This window comes from Xanthobacter autotrophicus (assembly GCF_030015065.1).
Classification (GTDB): Bacteria; Pseudomonadota; Alphaproteobacteria; order Rhizobiales; family Xanthobacteraceae; genus Xanthobacter; species Xanthobacter autotrophicus_D.
Genome location: NZ_JAIVFN010000097.1, coordinates 1 through 17585, shown reverse-complemented (window position 1 = coordinate 17585; position 17585 = coordinate 1). Strand labels below are relative to the sequence as shown.

Below are 17585 nucleotides of genomic sequence, written 5' to 3'. Positions count from 1 at the left end.
GGGCAGGGGGCGGGCGGCGCCGGGGAGCCAGCCGCGGCGAAGGCCGGCCGGGCCGAGCTGCTGCGCCTCAGGCGCGTCGCCTGCATGGTGGAACTGCTCTATGCCAGCGGGCTGCGCATTTCGGAGCTGGTGGCGCTGCCGGCCGCTGCCGCGCGGGCACGGGGCGAGGCCATCCTCGTCACCGGCAAGGGCCGCAAGGAGCGCCTGGTCCCGCTCTCGGGACCTGCGAAGGCCGCCATGTCCGCCTTTCTCGCCGCGCGGCGGGCGTCGGGGCTGGAGGCCTCGCGCTGGCTGTTTCCCGCCGGCAGCGAGAGCGGCCACGTCACCCGCCAGCAGGCGGCACGGGACCTGAAGGACCTTGCCGTGGCGGCCGGGCTCGATCCGGCGAAGCTGTCGCCCCATGTGCTGCGCCATGCCTTCGCCAGCCACCTCCTCGCTCACGGCGCGGATCTGCGGGTGGTGCAGACCCTGCTCGGCCATGCCGATGTCTCCACCACCCAGATCTATACCCATGTCCTCGACGAGCGCCTGAAGAGCATGGTGCGCGACCTGCACCCGCTGTCGGACGAGTGAGGCCGGAGGCCGATGAAGCTTGCTCATCGGCCTCCGGCCCAAGCCTGCGCGGCGCTTGAGCGAAACCCTCTCGAAACCGGTCAAAGACCGGGGCCGTTGGTCTGAGGCTTCAGAACCGCGTCACCACGGCGGCCAGCTCGGGCCGGGGGCGGTCCTCCAGCTTCTGGGTGGCGGTGCCCATATAGATGAAGCCGGCGATGCGCTCGAAGGCATCGAGGCCCAGGGCGGAGCGGGCCTCGGAATCGTAGGTCGGCCATTCGGTGAGCCACGTCGCCCCGTAGCCGAGGGCGGCGGCGGCGATGAGCATGTTCTGGCAGGCCGCCGCGGAGGACAGCAGCTGCTCGAACTCGGGGATCTTCACGTGCGGGGCGGCGCGGGACACCACCGCCACCACCAGCGGAGCGCGCAGGAAGCGCCCGCGCTCCTCGTCGAGCCGCTTCTCCGAGATGCCGGGATCGGCCGCCGCGGCCACCTCGGCCAGAAGGCTGCCGGCGCGGGCACGGCCTTCGCCCTCGAACACGATGAAGCGCCAGGGGGCGAGCTTGCCATGGTCGGGCACACGGGAGGCGATGGTGAGGATGGTATCCAGATCTTGCGCCGAAGGCCCCGGCTCGACCAGGTCGATGACGCGGGAGGAGCGGCGGGTGGCGAGGAGTTCGAGGGCGTCGGGCATGGGCAAAGGCTCTGCTGAAGAACGGGTGAGAGGCAAGGGAAGGTGGAGCGGCACCATAAGGGCAAGCGCCACCGGTTTGAACAGGGCAGGCGCCCGCAGGACGGTCCCTCCGCCGGGCGCGGCGCCGGTCCCGCGCGGCTGACGCTGCGGTGCCGACTTGAATCCGCCCTGAATTTTGTGCACGTCAGGACCCATGATCCGTTTCGCCCGCGTTTCCGGTCCCATGCCCGCCGCTCGCCGCCCCGTGCCGCGGCGCGGGAGCATGCGGCCCGCGGCGCTTCTGTGCGCCGCGCTTGCCCTTGCGGCGCCGGTGCCGACCACCTCGGGCGCGGCCGTGGCGCAGACCATGCAGTTCCTCGGCCCGCCCGCCGCGCCGCCGCCGGCGGGGCCGTTCGCCGCCCCGCCCGGCCTTTCGCGCCCGGCCTTCCAGGTGCCCGGCGGCGCGCCCGGCCCTGGCCCCGGTGCCGCCCCCGCGAACCGCGAGCCCCATGCGGTGCTGCCGCAGGCCCCTGCGGGCAAGGCGGCACTCGGCGTGTTCGCGCGCTTCGGCTCCGAGGGAGGCGCCATTGCCCGCGGTGTCGTCTGGCGCGTGTTCGCCGACCAGCCGGAAAGCACGGGCGCCTTCCCGCTGGTGGCGGAAAGCGCGGAGGCCTCGCCGGTCTTCTTCCTCAATCCGGGCGGCTATATCATCCACGTCTCCTACGGCTTCGCCTCCGCCGCCCAGCGGGTGCAGATGGGGCCGGTCTCGCGCCGCCAGGCCTTCGACCTGCCGGCCGGGGCGCTGCGCCTGTCCGCCGACGTGGACGACAAGCCCATCCCCGCCCAGAAGCTGACCTTTGATATTTTCGAGGGCTCGTTCCTGCAGGGACGCACCTCCAGCCAGCCTTATTATCGTGGCGCCAGCGCCGGCGAGGTGGTGCTGCTGCCCGAGGGCACCTACCACGTGGTGTCCACCTACGGCGATGCCAACGCCGTGGTGCGTGCGGACGTCACCGTCGCCCCCGGCAAGCTCACCGACGCCACCGTGCATCACCGCGCGGCGCAGATCATGCTGAAGCTGGTGAAGGTGGCCGGCGGCGAGGCGCAGGCCGACGCCCAGTGGACGGTGATCACCCCCGGCGGCGACACCATCAAGGAATCCATCGGCGCCTTCCCCACCTTCGTCCTCTCCGAGGGCGACTACACCGCCATCGCGCGCAAGGACGGCAAGAATTTCAGCCGCGAGATCAAGGTGGAAGCCGGCAAGAACCAGGAAATCGAGGTGCTGGCGAAATAGCGCGCCGGCCCGGCCTCAAGGCCGCAAGCATCGGGACGGAGCTGCCCCGCCGTCCCGCCTGAACGGATCGCGCCTTGGAACGGGCGCCGGGAACATGACCGGGGAGGACGAGAATGGGGTCCCGCTTCGCTGCCTTTCATCTTGCGGGGGCGGCCCTCGCCCCGGGCGTCATCGTTGCCGCCATGGTGGCGGGCATGGTGGCCGCGCCGCCGGTCAAGGCTGCCGATGCCGGTGCGGGGCGCGCCCTTGCGGAGCGCTGGTGCGCCACCTGCCATGTGGTCGGAAATGGGCCGCAGAGCGCGGCGAGCGATGCGCCAACCTTCGCGGCCATCGCCGCGCGGGACGGGGACATTTCGCCGGCATGGCTCGCCTTCCGCCTGCTCGGCCCCCATCCGCAGATGCCGCAGGTGTTGCTCTCCCGCGCGCAGGCGGCGGATCTTTCCGCCTATCTGGCGACGCTGAAGAAGTAGCGCCGCGCACGCCTTTCGCGGCGGCAGGCATGAAAAGGGCGGGAGGCCCGGACCTCCCGCCCTTCTAGAGAACGCGTTGCCCGATCAGCTTGCATCGCAAGCTGATCGGGCAACGCGTTCTCTTTCTTGAACTTAGAGGGCGATTCACCGATCAGATTGTATTGAATCTGATCGGATCGCGCTCTAACCCACGTTCCGCCAGTTCAGGCGGCCTGCCCGGTCTTCGCCAGCGCCTTGCGCTTGAGGTCCGGCGGCACCGCCTCGTCGGTGAGGGCCGCCACCACCTCGTCGAGGGATCCCCCGGTCTGGGCGTTGGAGCCGAGGCGGCGGATGGAGAGGGTGCGCTCGGCCGCCTCCTTCTTGCCCGCCACCAGCAGCACCGGCACCTTGGCGAGGGAATGCTCGCGCACCTTCAGGTTGATCTTCTCGTTGCGCAGGTCGAGCTCCGCGCGCAGGCCCTCCGCCTTGAGCCTCGCCACCACCTCGGCGGCATAGTCGTCCGCGTCCGAGGTGATGGTGGCCACCACCACCTGGGTGGGGGCGAGCCACAGCGGGAAGTGGCCGGCGAAATGCTCGATGAGGATGCCGGTGAAGCGCTCCATGGAGCCGCAGATGGCGCGGTGGATCATCACCGGCGTCTTCTTCTGCCCGTCCGCGTCCACGTAGAAGGCGCCGAACCGCTCCGGCAGGTTGAAGTCCACCTGGGTGGTGCCGCACTGCCACTCACGGCCGATGGCGTCCTTCAGCGTGTACTCGAACTTGGGACCGTAGAAGGCGCCCTCGCCGGGCAGGATGCCGGTGGTGATACGCCCGCCCGAGGCCGCCTCGATCTCGCCGAGCACGCGGGTCATCACCTCTTCAGCGTGGTCCCACACGGCGTCCGAGCCCACCCGCTTGTCGGGGCGGGTGGAGAGCTTCACCACGATCTCCTCGAAGCCGAAATCGGCATAGGTGGAGAGGATCAGATCGTTGATCTTCAGGCACTCGGCCGCCATCTGCTCCTCGGTGCAGAAGACGTGGGCGTCGTCCTGGGTGAAGCCGCGCACGCGCATGAGCCCGTGCAGCGCGCCGGACGGCTCGTAGCGGTGCACCGCGCCGAACTCGGCAAGGCGCATGGGCAGATCGCGGTAGCTTTTGAGCCCATGCTTGAAGATCTGCACATGGCCGGGGCAGTTCATGGGCTTCAAGGCAAAGACGCGCTCGTCCTTGGTCTCGTCGCCCGCGGACTGCACCTTAAACATGTTTTCCTTGTACCAGCCCCAGTGGCCGGAGGTCTCCCACAGGCCGGCGTCGAGCACCTGCGGGGCGTTGACCTCGCTGTACTCGGCCTTGAGGCGCCGGCGCATATAGGCCACCAGCTCCTGAAACAGGGTCCAGCCCTTGGGGTGCCAGAACACCGTGCCGGGGCCTTCCTCCTGGAAGTGGAACAGGTCCATCTCGCGGCCGAGCCGGCGGTGGTCGCGCTTCTCCGCCTCCTCCAGGCGGTGGAGATAGGCGGCCAGCTCCTTCTCGTCCTGCCAGGCGGTGCCGTAGATGCGGGTGAGCATGGGGTTGTTCGAATCGCCGCGCCAATAGGCGCCGGCTACCTTCATGAGCTTGAAGGCGCCGCCGATCTTGCCCGTGGAGGGCATGTGCGGGCCGCGGCAGAGGTCGAACCACTCGCCCTGCTTGTAGATCTTCACATCCTGGTCGGCGGGGATGGCGTCCACCAGCTCCACCTTGTAGGCCTCGCCCTTGGCGGCGAACACGCGCTTGGCCTCGTCGCGGGTCCACACTTCCCTGGTGAAGGGGCGGTCGCGGGCGATGATCTCGCGCATCTTCGCCTCGATCACCGGCAGGTCTTCGGAGGTGAAGGGAGCGTTGCGGGCGAAGTCGTAGTAAAAGCCGTTCTCGATCACCGGCCCGATGGTTACCTGGGTGCCCGGCCACAATTCCTGCACCGCCTCGGCCATGACGTGCGAGCAATCGTGGCGGATCAGCTCCAGCGCGCGCGGGTCGTCGCGGGTGACGATCTCGATCCGCGCGTCGCGGGTGATGGGCTCGGCGAGGTCGGCGAGGGTGCCGTCGAGGGTGACGGCCACGGCCTTCTTGGCGAGGGATTTGGAGATGGCGGCGGCGATGTCCGCGCCGGACGTCCCCTCGGCATAGTCGCGCTTGGCGCCGTCGGGGAAGGTCAGGGAAATCATGTTCAACTCCTTGCCGCCCACTCCTGCGGACCACGCAGGTAGGCGTCTTTTCATGGTCACGCGGGTCTTTTAAGCGAGAGCGGGCGCCGGCGTCCAGAACATGGGGCAGGCGGCGCGCAGGCCCGCGATCACGCGGTTGTGCCCAGGCGGATACCGTTCGGCAACGCTTGAGGTGGAAAATGCTGCACTGCCCGGGCCGCGATCCCCCTTTTCCTCGCGCGCGGCCTCGGCTAATCCGGTACGCGGGGTCGTGAGTGTTCGCCGTGCCGGCGTCATCCGACCGGGCCTGATGGATCGGGTCCGGACCGGAGGCAGGGCGGTTCACGCGGGGAGGGGAGCCGGATCGGCCAGGGCGGGAGGTTCCCGCACGGGGTGCGACCGGTTCGCGTATCACCGCTGCCACACAGGGCGGGTTCAGCCCTCGGGGGCGTAAAGAAGAGGCCGGCATGATGCCATCGACGTTCAAGACCTTGACCTTCGCCGCGCTGCTCCAGGTCGGCGTGTTCGCCTTCGCGTCCGCCGCCAGCGCCCAGATCGGCCCGCGCGGCGCGCCGGGCGCCGTGATGGATATCGACGACCAGCCGGGCCTCGAGGCGCCGCAGGACGATGTGGCCCAGATGGACCCCGCCTTCCGCCGGCAGCCGGTCTATTTCCGCACCACGGAAAAGCCGGGCACCATCGTCATCCACACCAACGAGCGCTTCCTCTACCTCGTGCAGGGCGACAACCGCGCCATCCGCTACGGCATCGGCGTCGGCCGCGACGGCTTCCAGTGGTCCGGCCTGAAGAGCATCGAGCGCAAGTCCGAGTGGCCGGACTGGACCCCCCCGCCGGAGATGATCCAGCGCCAGCCTTATCTGCCGCGCTTCATGGCCGGCGGCCCCGGCAATCCCATGGGCGCCCGCGCGCTCTATATCAGCGGCACCGTCTACCGCATCCACGGCACCAACCAGCCGCAGACCATCGGCTATGCGGTCTCCTCGGGCTGCTTCCGCCTGGTGAACACCGACATCATCGACCTCTACGGCCGCGTGCCGGTGGGCACCAAGGTCGTCGTGCGCCAGCAGGCCGCCCTCTGAGGGCGGCCCCTTTTCTCCTTTTTCCTCACTGGGGGCATTCATGAAGACGATCCTGGCCCTTCTGGCCGGCGCGACCCTTGCGCTTGCGGCCACGGCGGCTCCGGCGCAGACCCTGAAGAGCGTGAAGGACCGCGGCGAGCTGGTCTGCGGCGTGTCCAAGGGCCTGCCCGGCTTTTCGGCCCCCGACGCCTCCGGCAAGTGGACCGGCTTCGACGTGGACGTGTGCCGCGGTCTCGCGGCCGCCATCTTCAACGACCCGAACAAGGTGAAGTTCGTGCCGCTGTCGGCGGACGAGCGCTTCCCCGCCCTCTCCAAGGGCGATGTGGACGTGCTTTCGCGCAATTCCACCTGGACGCTGGAGCGCGAGGCCAAGCTCGGCCTGCTGTTCACCGCCATCAACTATTATGACGGCCAGGGTTTCCTGGTGCGCGACGCCCGCAAGGTCACGTCGGCCCTGGAACTCGACAAGTCCAAGGTCTGCGTGCAGGCCGGCACCACGGCCGAGGACAACACCAGGGACTATTTCGCCACCAACGGGATGACGCTGGAACTCATCACCCTGCCCACCAGCGGCGACCTGGTGAAGGCCTATGAAGAGGGCAAGTGCGACACCATCACCACCGACGTGTCGCAGCTCTACGCCCTGCGCCTGACCATGGCGAAGCCCGGCGACCACATCGTGCTCCCCGACGTGATCTCCAAGGAGCCCTTAGGCCCCGTGGTGCGCCAGGGCGACGACCAGTGGTTCAACCTCGTGAAATGGTCCGTGTTCGGCATGATCAACGCCGAGGAACTCGGCGTGGCCACCACCACGATCGACGCGGCGCTCGCCTCCAAGAAGCCGGAAGTGCGCCGCCTCGTGGGCACTGACGGCAATTTCGGCGAGCAGCTGGGCGTGACCAAGGATTTCGTCGTGCGCATCGTGAAGGCGGTGGGCAATTACGGCGAGAGCTTCGAGCGCAACGTGGGCGCCGCGTCCAAGCTGGGCATTCCGCGCGGCATCAACCAGCTCTGGAGCATGGGCGGCATCCAGTACGCCCCCCCGGTGCGCTGAGCCGCAGCCGTCCCGTATCCGCGCTTTGAAAAGGGCCGGTCCGTTGCCACGGGCCGGCCCTTTTGCTCGCGACGATGTGAGCGTGGGATGCCGTTGCGGCATCGACCTTGCGATACCACCTGCCTAAGCTCGCCTCGCCTTCATGAAACAGGGAGCGGATGGATGACCGAGGTGTCTCGGCGGACTCTTCTGGCCGGAACGGCGGGCGCCGCCGGTGCGATGCTGGTGGGTGCAGGCACGCTGGCCGGGGGCCTTGCGGCGGCGGGCGGGGCGGCAAAGGCCCAGTCGCCGGCTCCCTCGCACGGCGCGACGGCCCAGGTTCCGAGCGCCTATCGCTACAAGGTGGGCGACGTGCTGGTCACGGCCGTGTCCGACGGCATGCGCACCCTTCCCCTGTCCGACACCTTCGTGCGCAACCAGCCGCGGGAGGCCGTGAATGCGGCCCTCAGGGCGGCGTTCCTGCCCGAGAACGAGGTACCCGTTTCCTTCACCGTGCTGCTGCTCGACATCGGCGGCAAGCGCGTGCTGGTCGATACCGGCAATGGCGGCAAGCCGGGGCCGGTGGGTCAGGTGCGCGGCACCCTCGCGGACATCGGGGTCGATCCCGCCACGGTGGATCAGGTGGTCATCTCTCATTTCCATCCGGATCACATCAACGGCCTGCTCACCCCCGAGGGCGCACCCGCCTTCCCCAAGGCGCAGCTGATGGTGCCGGAGCGCGAATGGGCCTTCTGGATGGACGAGGGCCAGATGAGCCGCGCCCCCGACGGGCTGAAGAACACCTTCCAGAACGTGCGCCGTGTGTTCAAGCCGTTCGAGGGCAAGGTGGAGCGTTACGCCTGGGGGAAGGAACTGGCGCCCGGCCTGGTGTCGGTGGGCACGCCGGGCCACACGCCGGGGCACACCTCCTTCACCCTGGAGTCGGGCTTCGACACGCTCTTCATCCAGTCGGACATCACCAACCTGCCGGCGCTGTTCGTGCGCAACCCGTCCTGGCACGCGGTGTTCGACATGGACCCGGTGATGGCCCAGGAGGTGCGGCGCAAGACCTATGAGCAACTCGCCGCCGAGCGCGTGCAGGTTGCTGGTTACCATTTTCCATTCCCCGGCGCGGCGCACCTGGAGAAGGACGGCGAGGGCTTCCGCTATATCCCGGTCTATTGGCGCCCGGTGCTGTGAGCCTGCGTCAGGCCGGCGTGTCCGCCACCTCGGCGCCGATCCAGCCGAGATAGGCGGCGAGACCGCCTTCCACCGGCAGGACGACAATGGCCGGCACTTGGTAGGGATGGCGCGCGCGCACCGCCTCCACCACATCGCTCGCGCGGGCGGCGGTGGTCTTCAGGATCATCACCACCTCGTCCGCGCGCTCGATGGCGCCGTCCCAGCGGTAGATGGAAACCATCCCCGGCAGGATGTTGGCGCAGGCCACCAGACGCGCCTCCACCAGGGCGCGGGCCATCTCCTCCGCGGCCTCGCGCGAGGGGAGGGTGGTGTAGACAATGCGCGGCAGCATGGGCATCGCTCCGGATCGTGCGGCATCTTCTTAGCCGATGCCCGGCTGCGGGCGAAGACCGGCCGCGCCAGGATCGCCGCGCATGGCAAGGGCGCGCATGGCAAGGGCGCCGCGCATGGCACCCGCCCGCGCCGATGCCTCGACAGATGGCGGCCGGGCCGCTAGACCGGAATTCCCTTCCCGCGTGCCCGGCGCTCCGCGCCGGATGCCGATCAGGCCGCCGCACCCATGAGCGAAGCTCCCCGCCGCTTCAACAGGATTGCTTTCGTCGCCAGCCAGACCCCCGAGGCGGAGTTGGCGCGCCAGCGGCTGGTCGCACGCTACGGCGAGGTTCCGCAGGACGATGCCGATGTCATCGTCGCCCTCGGCGGCGACGGCCTCATGCTCCAGACCCTGCACCGCTTCCGCGACCGGGGCCTGCCCATCTACGGCATGCATCGCGGCTCCGTGGGCTTCCTCATGAACACCTTCCGGGAGGAGGGGCTGGTCGAGCGGCTCACCGCCGCCCAGCAGGTGACCATTCACCCCCTGCTCATGGAGGCGGTGGACGCCAACGGCGTGCGCCACCGCGCCCCCGCCATCAACGAGGTGTCGCTGCTGCGCCAGTCCTACCAGGCGGCCAAGCTGCGCATCTCCATTGATGGCAAGGTAAGGCTGGAGGAGTTGATCTGCGATGGCGTCATCGTGGCGACGCCGGCCGGCTCCACCGCCTACAACCTCTCCGCCCACGGGCCGATCCTGCCGCTGGGGACGGCGCTTTTGGCGCTGACCCCCATCTCGCCGTTCCGTCCCCGCCGCTGGCGCGGGGCGCTGGTGCCGGACAAGGCGCGCATCGACATCGCCGTGATGGAGGCCGACAAGCGCCCGGTGAGCGCGGCGGCGGACCATTTCGAGGTGCGCGATATCATCGCCGTGTCGGCGCGGCTCGACCCCTCCTCCTCCATCGACATGCTGTTCGATCCGGATCACGGGCTCGAGGAGCGTATCCTGCGCGAGCAATTCGTGTATTAGAGGCGGCCGGACGGAGCCGCTTCCGTCCGGACCAGTGGCGCGCTGCTGCGTGCTCGCGTCAAAAAGGGCACAACGGCTTCCGGCGTTCCATGGTCTTCTCCTCGGTCACCTTCCTGTTCTATTTCCTGCCGGCATTTCTGCTGTGCTATTTCGCGACGCCGGGCATCCGGGCGAAGAACTTCGTCCTGCTGGCCTTCTCGCTGGTCTTCTATGCCTGGGGCGGGCTCGCCAACGTGGCGGTGCTGGCGGTCTCCATCGTCGCCAACTACCTGTTCGCCCTCGTTATCGACAGACGCAGCGAGCGGTGGCGGCTGAGGGTGCTGGGGCTTGCGGTGGCGGCCAACCTTTGCGGCCTGATCGCCTTCAAATATGCCGGCTTCCTGGCGGAAAACCTGAACCTGCTCCTCGGCCCCGCGGGTCTGGCGCTGCCGGTGGTGCATCCGGCGCTGCCGCTGGGCATCTCCTTCTTCACCTTCCACGCCATCTCCTACCTCGTGGACGTCTACCGGCGGAAGGCCGCGGCCAACGGGCGGTTCGAGGAGATCGCGGTCTACATCACCATGTTCCCGCAGCTGGTGGCCGGCCCCATCGTGCGCTACTCCACCATCGAGCGCCGGATCCACACGCGGCGCACCACGCTGGGGCGGGTGTCGGCGGGCCTGCGCATCTTCATCATCGGCCTGTCGTGGAAGGTGCTCATCGCCGACGAGGTGGCACCCGTGGTGGCCGCCGTGTTCGACAATACCAGCGCGCCCAGTCTCGGCGAGGCGTGGATCGGCCTCACCGCCTACGCGCTGCAGATCTATTTCGATTTCGGCGGCTATTCCAACATGGCCATCGGCCTCGCCATCGCCATGGGCCTGAAGTTCCCGCGCAACTTCAACCTGCCCTACGGCGCCCGCTCCATCACCGACTTCTGGCGGCGCTGGCACATGAGCCTGTCCAGCTGGTTCCGCGACTATGTGTACATCCCACTCGGCGGCAACCGGGCGGGCCATGTCCACACGGCGGTGAACCTGTGGACGGTGTTCCTCTTGTGCGGCCTGTGGCACGGGGCGAGCTGGACCTTCGTGATCTGGGGCGTGCACCATGGCACCTTCCTGGTGCTGGAGCGCACCCGCTTCGGCGCCGCGCTCAAGGGCGCGCCCCGCATCCTGTCCCATCTCTATGTGCTGGCGGTGGTGCTGACGGGCTGGGTCTGGTTCCGCGCCAACAGCCTGCCCGGCGCCATGGAGCTGTTCGAGGGCCTCGTCGGCCTCAACGGCGCGGGGCCGCTCGCCGCCCACCTCCAGGTGACGCTGAAGCCGGTGACCATGGCGGTGATGGTGCTGGCCTGGCCGCTCGCCATGTTCGGGCTGCCCCGGCCGGGCGCCCGCGCGCTCACCCCCCGCCTGCGCCTTGCCCTGTTCGGCACGGTGGACACCGCGGTGGTGTGGGCGCTGTTCGCCCTGTGCGTGCTTTCGGTGGGCGCGGCGACCTACTCCCCCTTCCTCTATTTCCGCTTCTAGGGACCTTTGCGTGCCGCATTTTCCCCACGCAAACCGGTTTCCACTGCGCTCGAGAGTGCTTTTGCAGGAGGACGCGCGATGCCGCTGATCATGTCGTTCCGCCGGTGGTGGGCCGCCGTGTTCGTGGCCGTTCTCATGCTGCCCGCCCTCGGCCATTTGCTTCCGGATGCGCCGGCGCCCATGCGTACGGTGCTGGCGCCGGAGGCGCGCTGGTGGGAGGACGCCGCGCGCCGCCTCGATCCTTACATCAACAACACCTTCGGCTTCCGCGGCGCGGTGCTGGCGGCGCACCGCTCCTATGTGCGCTTTATCGGCGACAGCCAGAGCCGGCTGGTGCTGAAGGGCGAGCACGGCGCGCTCTACCTCAACAGCGAGAATGCGGTGGAGCAGTCCATCGGGCAGGTGGTGCGGCCGGAGGAGGTGGCGCGCTTCCTGGCCTTCGCGCAGCGCATGAATGCCGACATGGCCGCCCGGGGCGGGCGCTTCGTGGTGGTGGTGCCGCCCAATGGCCAGACCACCAATTTCGAGCTTCTGCCCGCCTATGCCCGCCAGCTGAAGAAGTTCCCCACCGAATATGACCTCGTCGCCCATGGCCTCAAGGCGGAAGGCATCGCCTTCGCGGACGTGCGTCCGCTCCTCGCCGAGGCCAAGAAGACGGGGCCGGTCCATTGGCTCTACGACACCCACTGGAACCGGCGCGGCGCCCTCATCGCCTTCAACGCGACCATGGTGGCGGCGGGGCGCCCGGATCTCCAGATCAGCCCCGACGATGCCCTGGGGCCGCCGGAGCCCACCATGAAGGGCGATCTTGCGCGCATGGGCGGCATCACGCCCGCGCGTCCCGACGTGGATTATCCGCCAAAGGGCCCGACCCTCGACCCGCCCGGCCAGTCCGCCCTGCCCGGGGTGATGCAGCCGGTGGGGATGACGGATCCGTTCGAATCCTACGCCTATTCCACCGGCCATGCGGGCCCGCGCATCCTGGTGATCGGCGATTCCTTCACCCAGGGCTTCTGGCGCGCCTGGCTCGCCCACAGCGCCTCGGCCTATGGCTGGACCCACCATCGCTATTGCCGCTTCGACATGGGCGCGGTGGAGCGCTTCAAGCCCGACATCCTCATCTACGCTCCCACCGAGCGCGCCATGCAGTGCAAGGGCGAGCCGTTCGGCTCCTCCGATGGGGGAAGCCAGGGGCAGCCGGATCAGGCGCCTCAGGGCAGGAGCGGCGGCTGATCCGGCTTCGCGGCCGCTTCGCAGTCTCACGCCGCCGGGGTGCGGGCCTTCCTGTCCATGCCGCCGCCGGGCGGGCGCTCGCGCTCGATCAGGCGGTCCACCGGCGCATAGTCGAGATAGCCGCAGCGGGCGATCACCTTCAGCTCCGCGATGTCCACCCGCCCGTCGATGATGGCGGCGTCGTCGATATGGACGCCCACCACCTCGCCGATGACCACGTAGGCATTGGCCTCCACCCCATCCCGGCCACGCGGGCGGAAGGTCTCGACATAGACGCATTCCAGCGCGCAGGGCGCGGCGGCGACGCGGGGCGGCCTGACGAGGCGCGAGGGCGCCCGGGCGATGTCTGCGGTGTCGAACTCGCTGACATTGCGAGGGGCGGGGGAGGAGGTCAGGTTCACCTTGTCCACGAGGTCGAGGGTGGCGAGGTTGCACACGAACTCGCCGGTGGCCTCGATGTTGGCGACGCTGTCCTTGGCCCCGAGGGAGGAGAACATGACGAGGGGCGGGGTCTCGCTGATCATGTTGAAGAAGGAATAGGGCGCAAGGTTCGCCACCCCATCGGGCGTGAGCGAGGAGATCCAGCCGATGGGCCGGGGGGCGACGATGGCCTTCAGCGGCGAATGGGGCAGGCCGTGATTGCGCTTGGCGGGCTCGTAGAACATCGTTGGGCTTTCGCATGGCGCGCGCCGGCCGATGGCATGGCAACCGATCGGGACGACGCGTCCTCGGTCTCGAAGGGGGAGGGATGGTCCATCCCCGGGGGGTGCCGCAAGCATAATCGGGCGTGTCGGATCGCGCAGCGCCCATCGGCGCATGGCGGCTTTCACGATTGCCGGCAGTCAGGCGCCCAGCGCCACCATGGCGGCCTGGATGTCCGCGAGCCCGCGTTCCGCGGCCTCCGCGCCGGCGGCGATGGCCTCCTTCGCCCGCTGGAACTCGAACAGGCCGATCTTGCCGAGCTTGGGCGAGAGCATGATGTCCGGCGGGTCGCCGGCGAGCCGCGAGCGGGCGATGCGGTCCTGGGTGATGTTGAAGGCATCGATCATCACCGTGGAGAGCCCGCGCGGTCCGTCGCTGGCATGGCTGCCGTGGCCGGCGAAGAACTGCCGCCGGAGCCGCTCCGGGCTCAGCATGGCGGCGATGCCCTCCTTCTTTTCCCCGAGCGCCGCCTCCGCGACGCGCTCGACCACGCCGCCATGGTCCTGGATGACGGTGCCGCGGCCGAACACGTCGGCATTGAGGTTCACCGCGATGACGAGGCGCGCGCCCATGGCGCGGGCGGCGGAGACCGGCACGGGGTTCACCAGCGCCCCGTCCATCAGCCAGCGCCCGCCCACCTTCACCGGGGTGAAGATGCCCGGCAGCGCATAGGACGCGCGGATCGCCTCCACAAAGTCGCCGCGGGTCAGCCAGATCTCGTGGCCGGTGCCGAGCTCGGTGGCGATGGCGGCGAACACCACCGGGAGGTCCTCGATGGTCACCTGGCCGACATTCCGGCGCATCAGCTCCACCAGCCGCCGGCCGCCGATGAGGCCCGCCCCGCCCAGGGCGAAATCGAGCAGGCCCAGCACGTTGCGCTTGTTGAGGCTGAGCGCCCAGTCTTCCAGTTCGTCGAGCTTGCCCACCGCGGCGATGCCGCCCACCACCGCGCCGATGGAGGTGCCGGCCACCACGGAGGGGTGGATGCCCGCCTGCATCAGCACCTTGAGCACGCCGATATGGGCAAAGCCCCGCGCCGCGCCCCCGCCGAGCGCGATGCCGATGGCGGGCCGTCCCCGGTCGCCTTCGCGGGCGGGCCGGTGTGCCGGTGCGCCGAGATCGGGCGGCGCGCCATCGTCTTCGGCGCCCGGCGTTCCCGGCGCGGCGCGCGCGGGCGTCACGGCGTCCGGGCCGGCCATGTCCGGCTCTGTCGCCGGGCTGGAGCGCCAATGGAGGGACTCGAACATGCGCACCTCCTGGAGCTGGACCCGATCGGGAGATCGGATCGGACCGCATTCCGCGCCGCCGCCGCGGCGCCTGACCGGAGCCGGGCCCGCCTGGTCCTGCGACCCTGGCGAAGCCCCGGTGTCCCGGCCTGCGAGAGCGGACGCTGCCCGATCGGCCTGCACCGCAGCCCAACCGGACCAGACGTTCGCGGTATCCCCCAAAGGTCCCCTTGCCCACGCCCGTTCCGGCGCAGACTCAGCCTACCAGCAGCTTACTAATTTCCGGTGTCGGAAGCGTGGCGCCGATTTTACCGCTTCAGTGGTCGTGGCCGTGGCCGTCCTTGCCGTAGACGGCGGCGGGATCGAAGCGGGGCGCATCGCCGGTGAAGGCGAGCTTGGTTTCGGCGGATGGCGTGGCACCGAGCGGCACGGCGCGGTAGAAGCAGGAGCGCCGGCCGGTGTGGCAGGCGGCGCCGGTTCCTCCCATCTCGACCCTGATGACGACGGCATCCTGGTCGCAGTCGATGCGCATCTCCCGGACCTTCTGGGTGTGGCCGGAGGTCTCGCCCTTCTTCCAGAGCTTGCCGCGGGAGCGGCTGAAATAATGCGCCTCGCCGGTCGCCATGGTGAGGGCGAGGGCCTCGGCATTCATATGGGCGAGCATCAGCACCTCGCCGGTTTCGGCGTCCACGGCCACGCAGGTGATGAGGCCGCTGGCATCGAACCGGGGGGAGAGGACGGTGTCCTCCTCCAGCGCCGCGCCCTTGCCGGGGGCGGGGAAGGCGACGGGGTCTGACTGGGAACTCGTCTCGGAGCTCATGGCTTCTGCTCGAACGTAAAGGGGCGCTCCCGCGCGGGAACGCCCCGATGATAACGCGTGGTTCCAGTGCGCGCGATCAGGGGCGGCCCCGATCCCCTCAGGCCTTGGAGCGCACCAGGGTGATGAAGCGCACCTGCTCGGCCGGGTCGTCCCGGAACACGCCGGTGAACTGGGTGGTGAGGGTGGAGACGCCCTGCTTGGTGATGCCGCGCATGGACATGCACATGTGCTCGGCCTCGATCATCACCGCCACGCCGCGCGGGCGCAGGCCCTCGTCGAGGGCGGTGGTGATCTGCGAGGTGAGGTGCTCCTGCGTCTGCAGCCGGTGGGCGAAGATGTCCACCACCCGCGCGATCTTGGACAGGCCCACCACCCGCTCAACCGGGAAATAGGCGATGTGCGCCTTGCCCACGAACGGCACCATGTGGTGCTCGCAATGGGAGTGGAAGGGGATGTCCCGCACCAGCACGAAATCGTCGAAGGTGCCGATCTCGCCGAAGGTGCGCTCCAGCAGCTCGTCGCCGTCCTCGCCATAGCCCGAGAACAGCTCGTCATAGGCCTTCACCACGCGTTTCGGCGTGTCGAGCAGGCCCTCGCGGGCGGGATCCTCGCCGATATAGGCGAGCAGGGTCCGCACGGCAGCCTCCGCCTCGTGCCGCGAGGGGCGGGGGGTGCCATCCGGCAGGGGGGGATGAGCCTTGGGTGCCGCAGGTGCGCCATCGGGCCGTGGGGCAGCCTTGGTGGCCCGAGCATCCGCCTTGCGCTTGCGCTCACGCTCTTCGTTCTCGGCCTGCGCCTTGAACAACTTCACTACCGCGTCCATGACCAACTCCGTCCGACCCGCTCCCCGGGCGGCGCCCATGGAAAGGCAACCCCGTGGAAAAGCGGGAGTGTCACCGGTCGTCGGCTACGCATGCGCGGTGTCGCTCAAACCGCGCCCCGCCGGCATTATCCGGCGGCGGCTTTGCCGTCCGTATCCTGTTCCTGGACCCGAAAGCCGGGCCCAAGATTCATGATGGGGCCGAATGGCCTTTTTCGCAAGGGTGGCGCCTGCGACGGAGGTGTTTCGATGCCGCCGCCACGTCGTGCGCGGGCCGCCCTTCCGCCCGTTGCTCCCGAGGCTATATAAGAACCCTGAGCCGGCGTGGCACAGACCGCGCCGCCCGATTCTGCACAGACCCGCCCGCCGAGGGCAGGGGAAGCCGCCTATGATCAACGACGTCTACAACGCCCGTATCCTCGCCCTCGCCGCCGATATTCCCCGCATCGGCCGCCTTGCCGCGCCGCAGGCGAGCGCCAAGGCGCATTCCCGCCTGTGCGGCTCCACGGTGACGGTGGATCTCGTCATGGACGGCGACCGGGTGACGGATTTCGCCCATGAGGTGCGGGCCTGCGCCCTCGGCCAGGCCTCCTCCTCGCTGATGGCGCGCCACGTGATCGGCGCCAGCGCCGAAGAGCTGCGCCAGGTGCGCGAGGCCATGTGGAAGATGCTGCGCGAGAACGGCCCGCCGCCCGGCGGCCGCTGGGACGACCTGAAGGTGCTGGAGCCGGTGCGCGACTACAAGGCGCGCCACGCTTCCACCATGCTCACCTTCGACGCGGTGGTGGACGCCATCGGCCAGATCGAGGCCGCCCGCGCCGCCGGGGACCGGACTGCCGGCGAAACGGCCGCCGCGGCGGGGTGAGGGCTCAACCTACCGTGTCGTGCGGGACGCTCCGCTCGATGGCGGCGGTGGCCTCCCCGGCAGCCTGCTCGAACGCGGCCTCCAGCGCCGGGCAGGCGCCGGCAAGCCCTTCCACCACGGCGCGGGACCATTCCACATAGGCCCGGGCGCGGGCAAGGCTCCAGTCCTGCGGCGGGTCCTCGGCGAGGGAGCGCAGATTCGCGGTCTTGTCGGCGAGCTTGAGCACCTTGGCGCGGGCCGACAGATGCGGGGCGTGGGCAACCTGCATGCGCTTGCGCTCGGCGGCCTCCAGCTTCTTGTCGTCGGTGACCTCCATGACGAGGGCCGCCACGTCGGTCCCGAACGTGGCCTCGATCTCGGCGGCGGTGACGTCCTGGTCCTCCACCACGTCATGCAGCAGCGCGGCGGCCACGAGGGCGGCATCCGTGCCGCCCGTCGCCTCGCTCACCAGCAGGGCGACCTCGGCGAGATGGTTGACATAGGGCTGGGCGCGGCGGCCCTTGCGGCGCTGGTCGGCGTGGCGCAGCGTCGCGAAGGCGAGGGCGCGCACCACCAGGGCGACGGCGGGGGCCGGGG

Annotated in this window: 18 protein-coding genes; 10 read left to right on the top strand and 8 right to left on the bottom strand. The window is 69.5% G+C overall.

The annotated features are described in order from the left end of the window. The coding region (locus K9U40_RS17280; protein WP_282891376.1) for a tyrosine-type recombinase/integrase at window positions 1-573 on the top strand (573 nt) is incomplete at its 5' end. Window positions 574-682: 109 nt separating this feature from the next. On the opposite strand, the gene K9U40_RS17275 is transcribed toward K9U40_RS17280, so the two are convergent. Next, entirely contained in the window at window positions 683-1246 is a 564-nt protein-coding gene (locus K9U40_RS17275; RefSeq protein ID WP_282891375.1) for a nitroreductase family protein, read from the bottom strand. A gap of 262 nt (window positions 1247-1508) precedes the next feature. Here K9U40_RS17275 and K9U40_RS17270 point away from each other — a divergent pair, with 262 nt between their 5' ends. Beyond that, entirely contained in the window at window positions 1509-2522 is a 1014-nt protein-coding gene (locus K9U40_RS17270) for a hypothetical protein (RefSeq protein WP_282891374.1), read from the top strand. 113 nt (window positions 2523-2635) lie between these two features. After that, on the top strand, window positions 2636-2992 hold the full coding sequence (locus K9U40_RS17265) for a c-type cytochrome (RefSeq protein ID WP_282891373.1): 357 nt from the start codon (window positions 2636-2638) through the stop codon (window positions 2990-2992). 203 nt (window positions 2993-3195) lie between these two features. Here the strand turns inward: K9U40_RS17265 and thrS are convergent, their stop codons facing one another. Further along, window positions 3196-5178, bottom strand: coding sequence for a threonine--tRNA ligase (gene thrS, locus K9U40_RS17260; protein WP_282891372.1), 1983 nt, complete (start codon window positions 5176-5178; stop codon window positions 3196-3198). A gap of 449 nt (window positions 5179-5627) precedes the next feature. Here thrS and K9U40_RS17255 point away from each other — a divergent pair, with 449 nt between their 5' ends. The 3 genes from K9U40_RS17255 (at window position 5628) to K9U40_RS17245 (ending at window position 8490) form a co-directional block, all read left to right on the top strand. After that, complete coding sequence (locus K9U40_RS17255) at window positions 5628-6257, top strand: L,D-transpeptidase (protein ID WP_414115008.1); 630 nt, start codon at window positions 5628-5630, stop codon at window positions 6255-6257. 40 nt (window positions 6258-6297) lie between these two features. Then, complete coding sequence (locus K9U40_RS17250; protein WP_282891370.1) at window positions 6298-7311, top strand: amino acid ABC transporter substrate-binding protein; 1014 nt, start codon at window positions 6298-6300, stop codon at window positions 7309-7311. A gap of 162 nt (window positions 7312-7473) precedes the next feature. Beyond that, window positions 7474-8490 (top strand): MBL fold metallo-hydrolase, encoded by a 1017-nt coding sequence (locus K9U40_RS17245; protein ID WP_282891369.1) that lies wholly within the window; start codon window positions 7474-7476, stop codon window positions 8488-8490. 7 nt (window positions 8491-8497) lie between these two features. On the opposite strand, the gene cutA is transcribed toward K9U40_RS17245, so the two are convergent. After that, window positions 8498-8824 (bottom strand): divalent-cation tolerance protein CutA, encoded by a 327-nt coding sequence (gene cutA / locus K9U40_RS17240; protein ID WP_282891368.1) that lies wholly within the window; start codon window positions 8822-8824, stop codon window positions 8498-8500. Window positions 8825-9052: 228 nt separating this feature from the next. On the opposite strand from cutA, the gene K9U40_RS17235 reads away from it, so the two are divergent. From K9U40_RS17235 to K9U40_RS17225, 3 genes are all read left to right on the top strand, one after another. Beyond that, the gene (locus tag K9U40_RS17235) at window positions 9053-9835 is read left to right on the top strand and encodes an NAD kinase (protein ID WP_282891367.1); all 783 of its coding nucleotides are present in this window, start codon (window positions 9053-9055) and stop codon (window positions 9833-9835) included. An 89-nt stretch (window positions 9836-9924) separates the two neighbouring features. Continuing rightward, window positions 9925-11343, top strand: coding sequence for an MBOAT family O-acyltransferase (locus K9U40_RS17230; protein WP_282891366.1), 1419 nt, complete (start codon window positions 9925-9927; stop codon window positions 11341-11343). Between the two features lie 78 nt (window positions 11344-11421). Beyond that, window positions 11422-12576 (top strand): alginate O-acetyltransferase AlgX-related protein, encoded by a 1155-nt coding sequence (locus tag K9U40_RS17225; RefSeq protein WP_282891365.1) that lies wholly within the window; start codon window positions 11422-11424, stop codon window positions 12574-12576. Window positions 12577-12602: 26 nt separating this feature from the next. On the opposite strand, the gene K9U40_RS17220 is transcribed toward K9U40_RS17225, so the two are convergent. The 4 genes from K9U40_RS17220 to folE form a co-directional block, all read right to left on the bottom strand. Then, window positions 12603-13241, bottom strand: a complete 639-nt coding sequence (locus K9U40_RS17220) for a flavin reductase family protein (RefSeq protein WP_282891364.1) — start codon at window positions 13239-13241, stop codon at window positions 12603-12605. 177 nt (window positions 13242-13418) lie between these two features. Then, complete coding sequence (locus tag K9U40_RS17215; RefSeq protein WP_282891363.1) at window positions 13419-14525, bottom strand: patatin-like phospholipase family protein; 1107 nt, start codon at window positions 14523-14525, stop codon at window positions 13419-13421. 295 nt (window positions 14526-14820) lie between these two features. Beyond that, window positions 14821-15324 (bottom strand): phosphoribosyl-AMP cyclohydrolase, encoded by a 504-nt coding sequence (gene hisI, locus K9U40_RS17210; RefSeq protein WP_282891362.1) that lies wholly within the window; start codon window positions 15322-15324, stop codon window positions 14821-14823. A gap of 97 nt (window positions 15325-15421) precedes the next feature. Next, entirely contained in the window at window positions 15422-16147 is a 726-nt protein-coding gene (folE, locus tag K9U40_RS17205) for a GTP cyclohydrolase I FolE (protein WP_282891361.1), read from the bottom strand. A 385-nt stretch (window positions 16148-16532) separates the two neighbouring features. Between folE and K9U40_RS17200 the strand changes: the two genes are divergently transcribed. Beyond that, window positions 16533-17009: an iron-sulfur cluster assembly scaffold protein gene (locus K9U40_RS17200; RefSeq protein WP_282891360.1), complete on the top strand. Its 477-nt coding sequence runs from the start codon at window positions 16533-16535 to the stop codon at window positions 17007-17009. Window positions 17010-17013: 4 nt separating this feature from the next. Here the strand turns inward: K9U40_RS17200 and K9U40_RS17195 are convergent, their stop codons facing one another. Continuing rightward, a complete protein-coding gene (locus K9U40_RS17195; RefSeq protein ID WP_432715926.1) occupies window positions 17014-17565 on the bottom strand; it encodes an HD domain-containing protein in 552 nt (183 codons plus the stop codon). Between the last annotated feature and the right edge of the window lie 20 nt (window positions 17566-17585).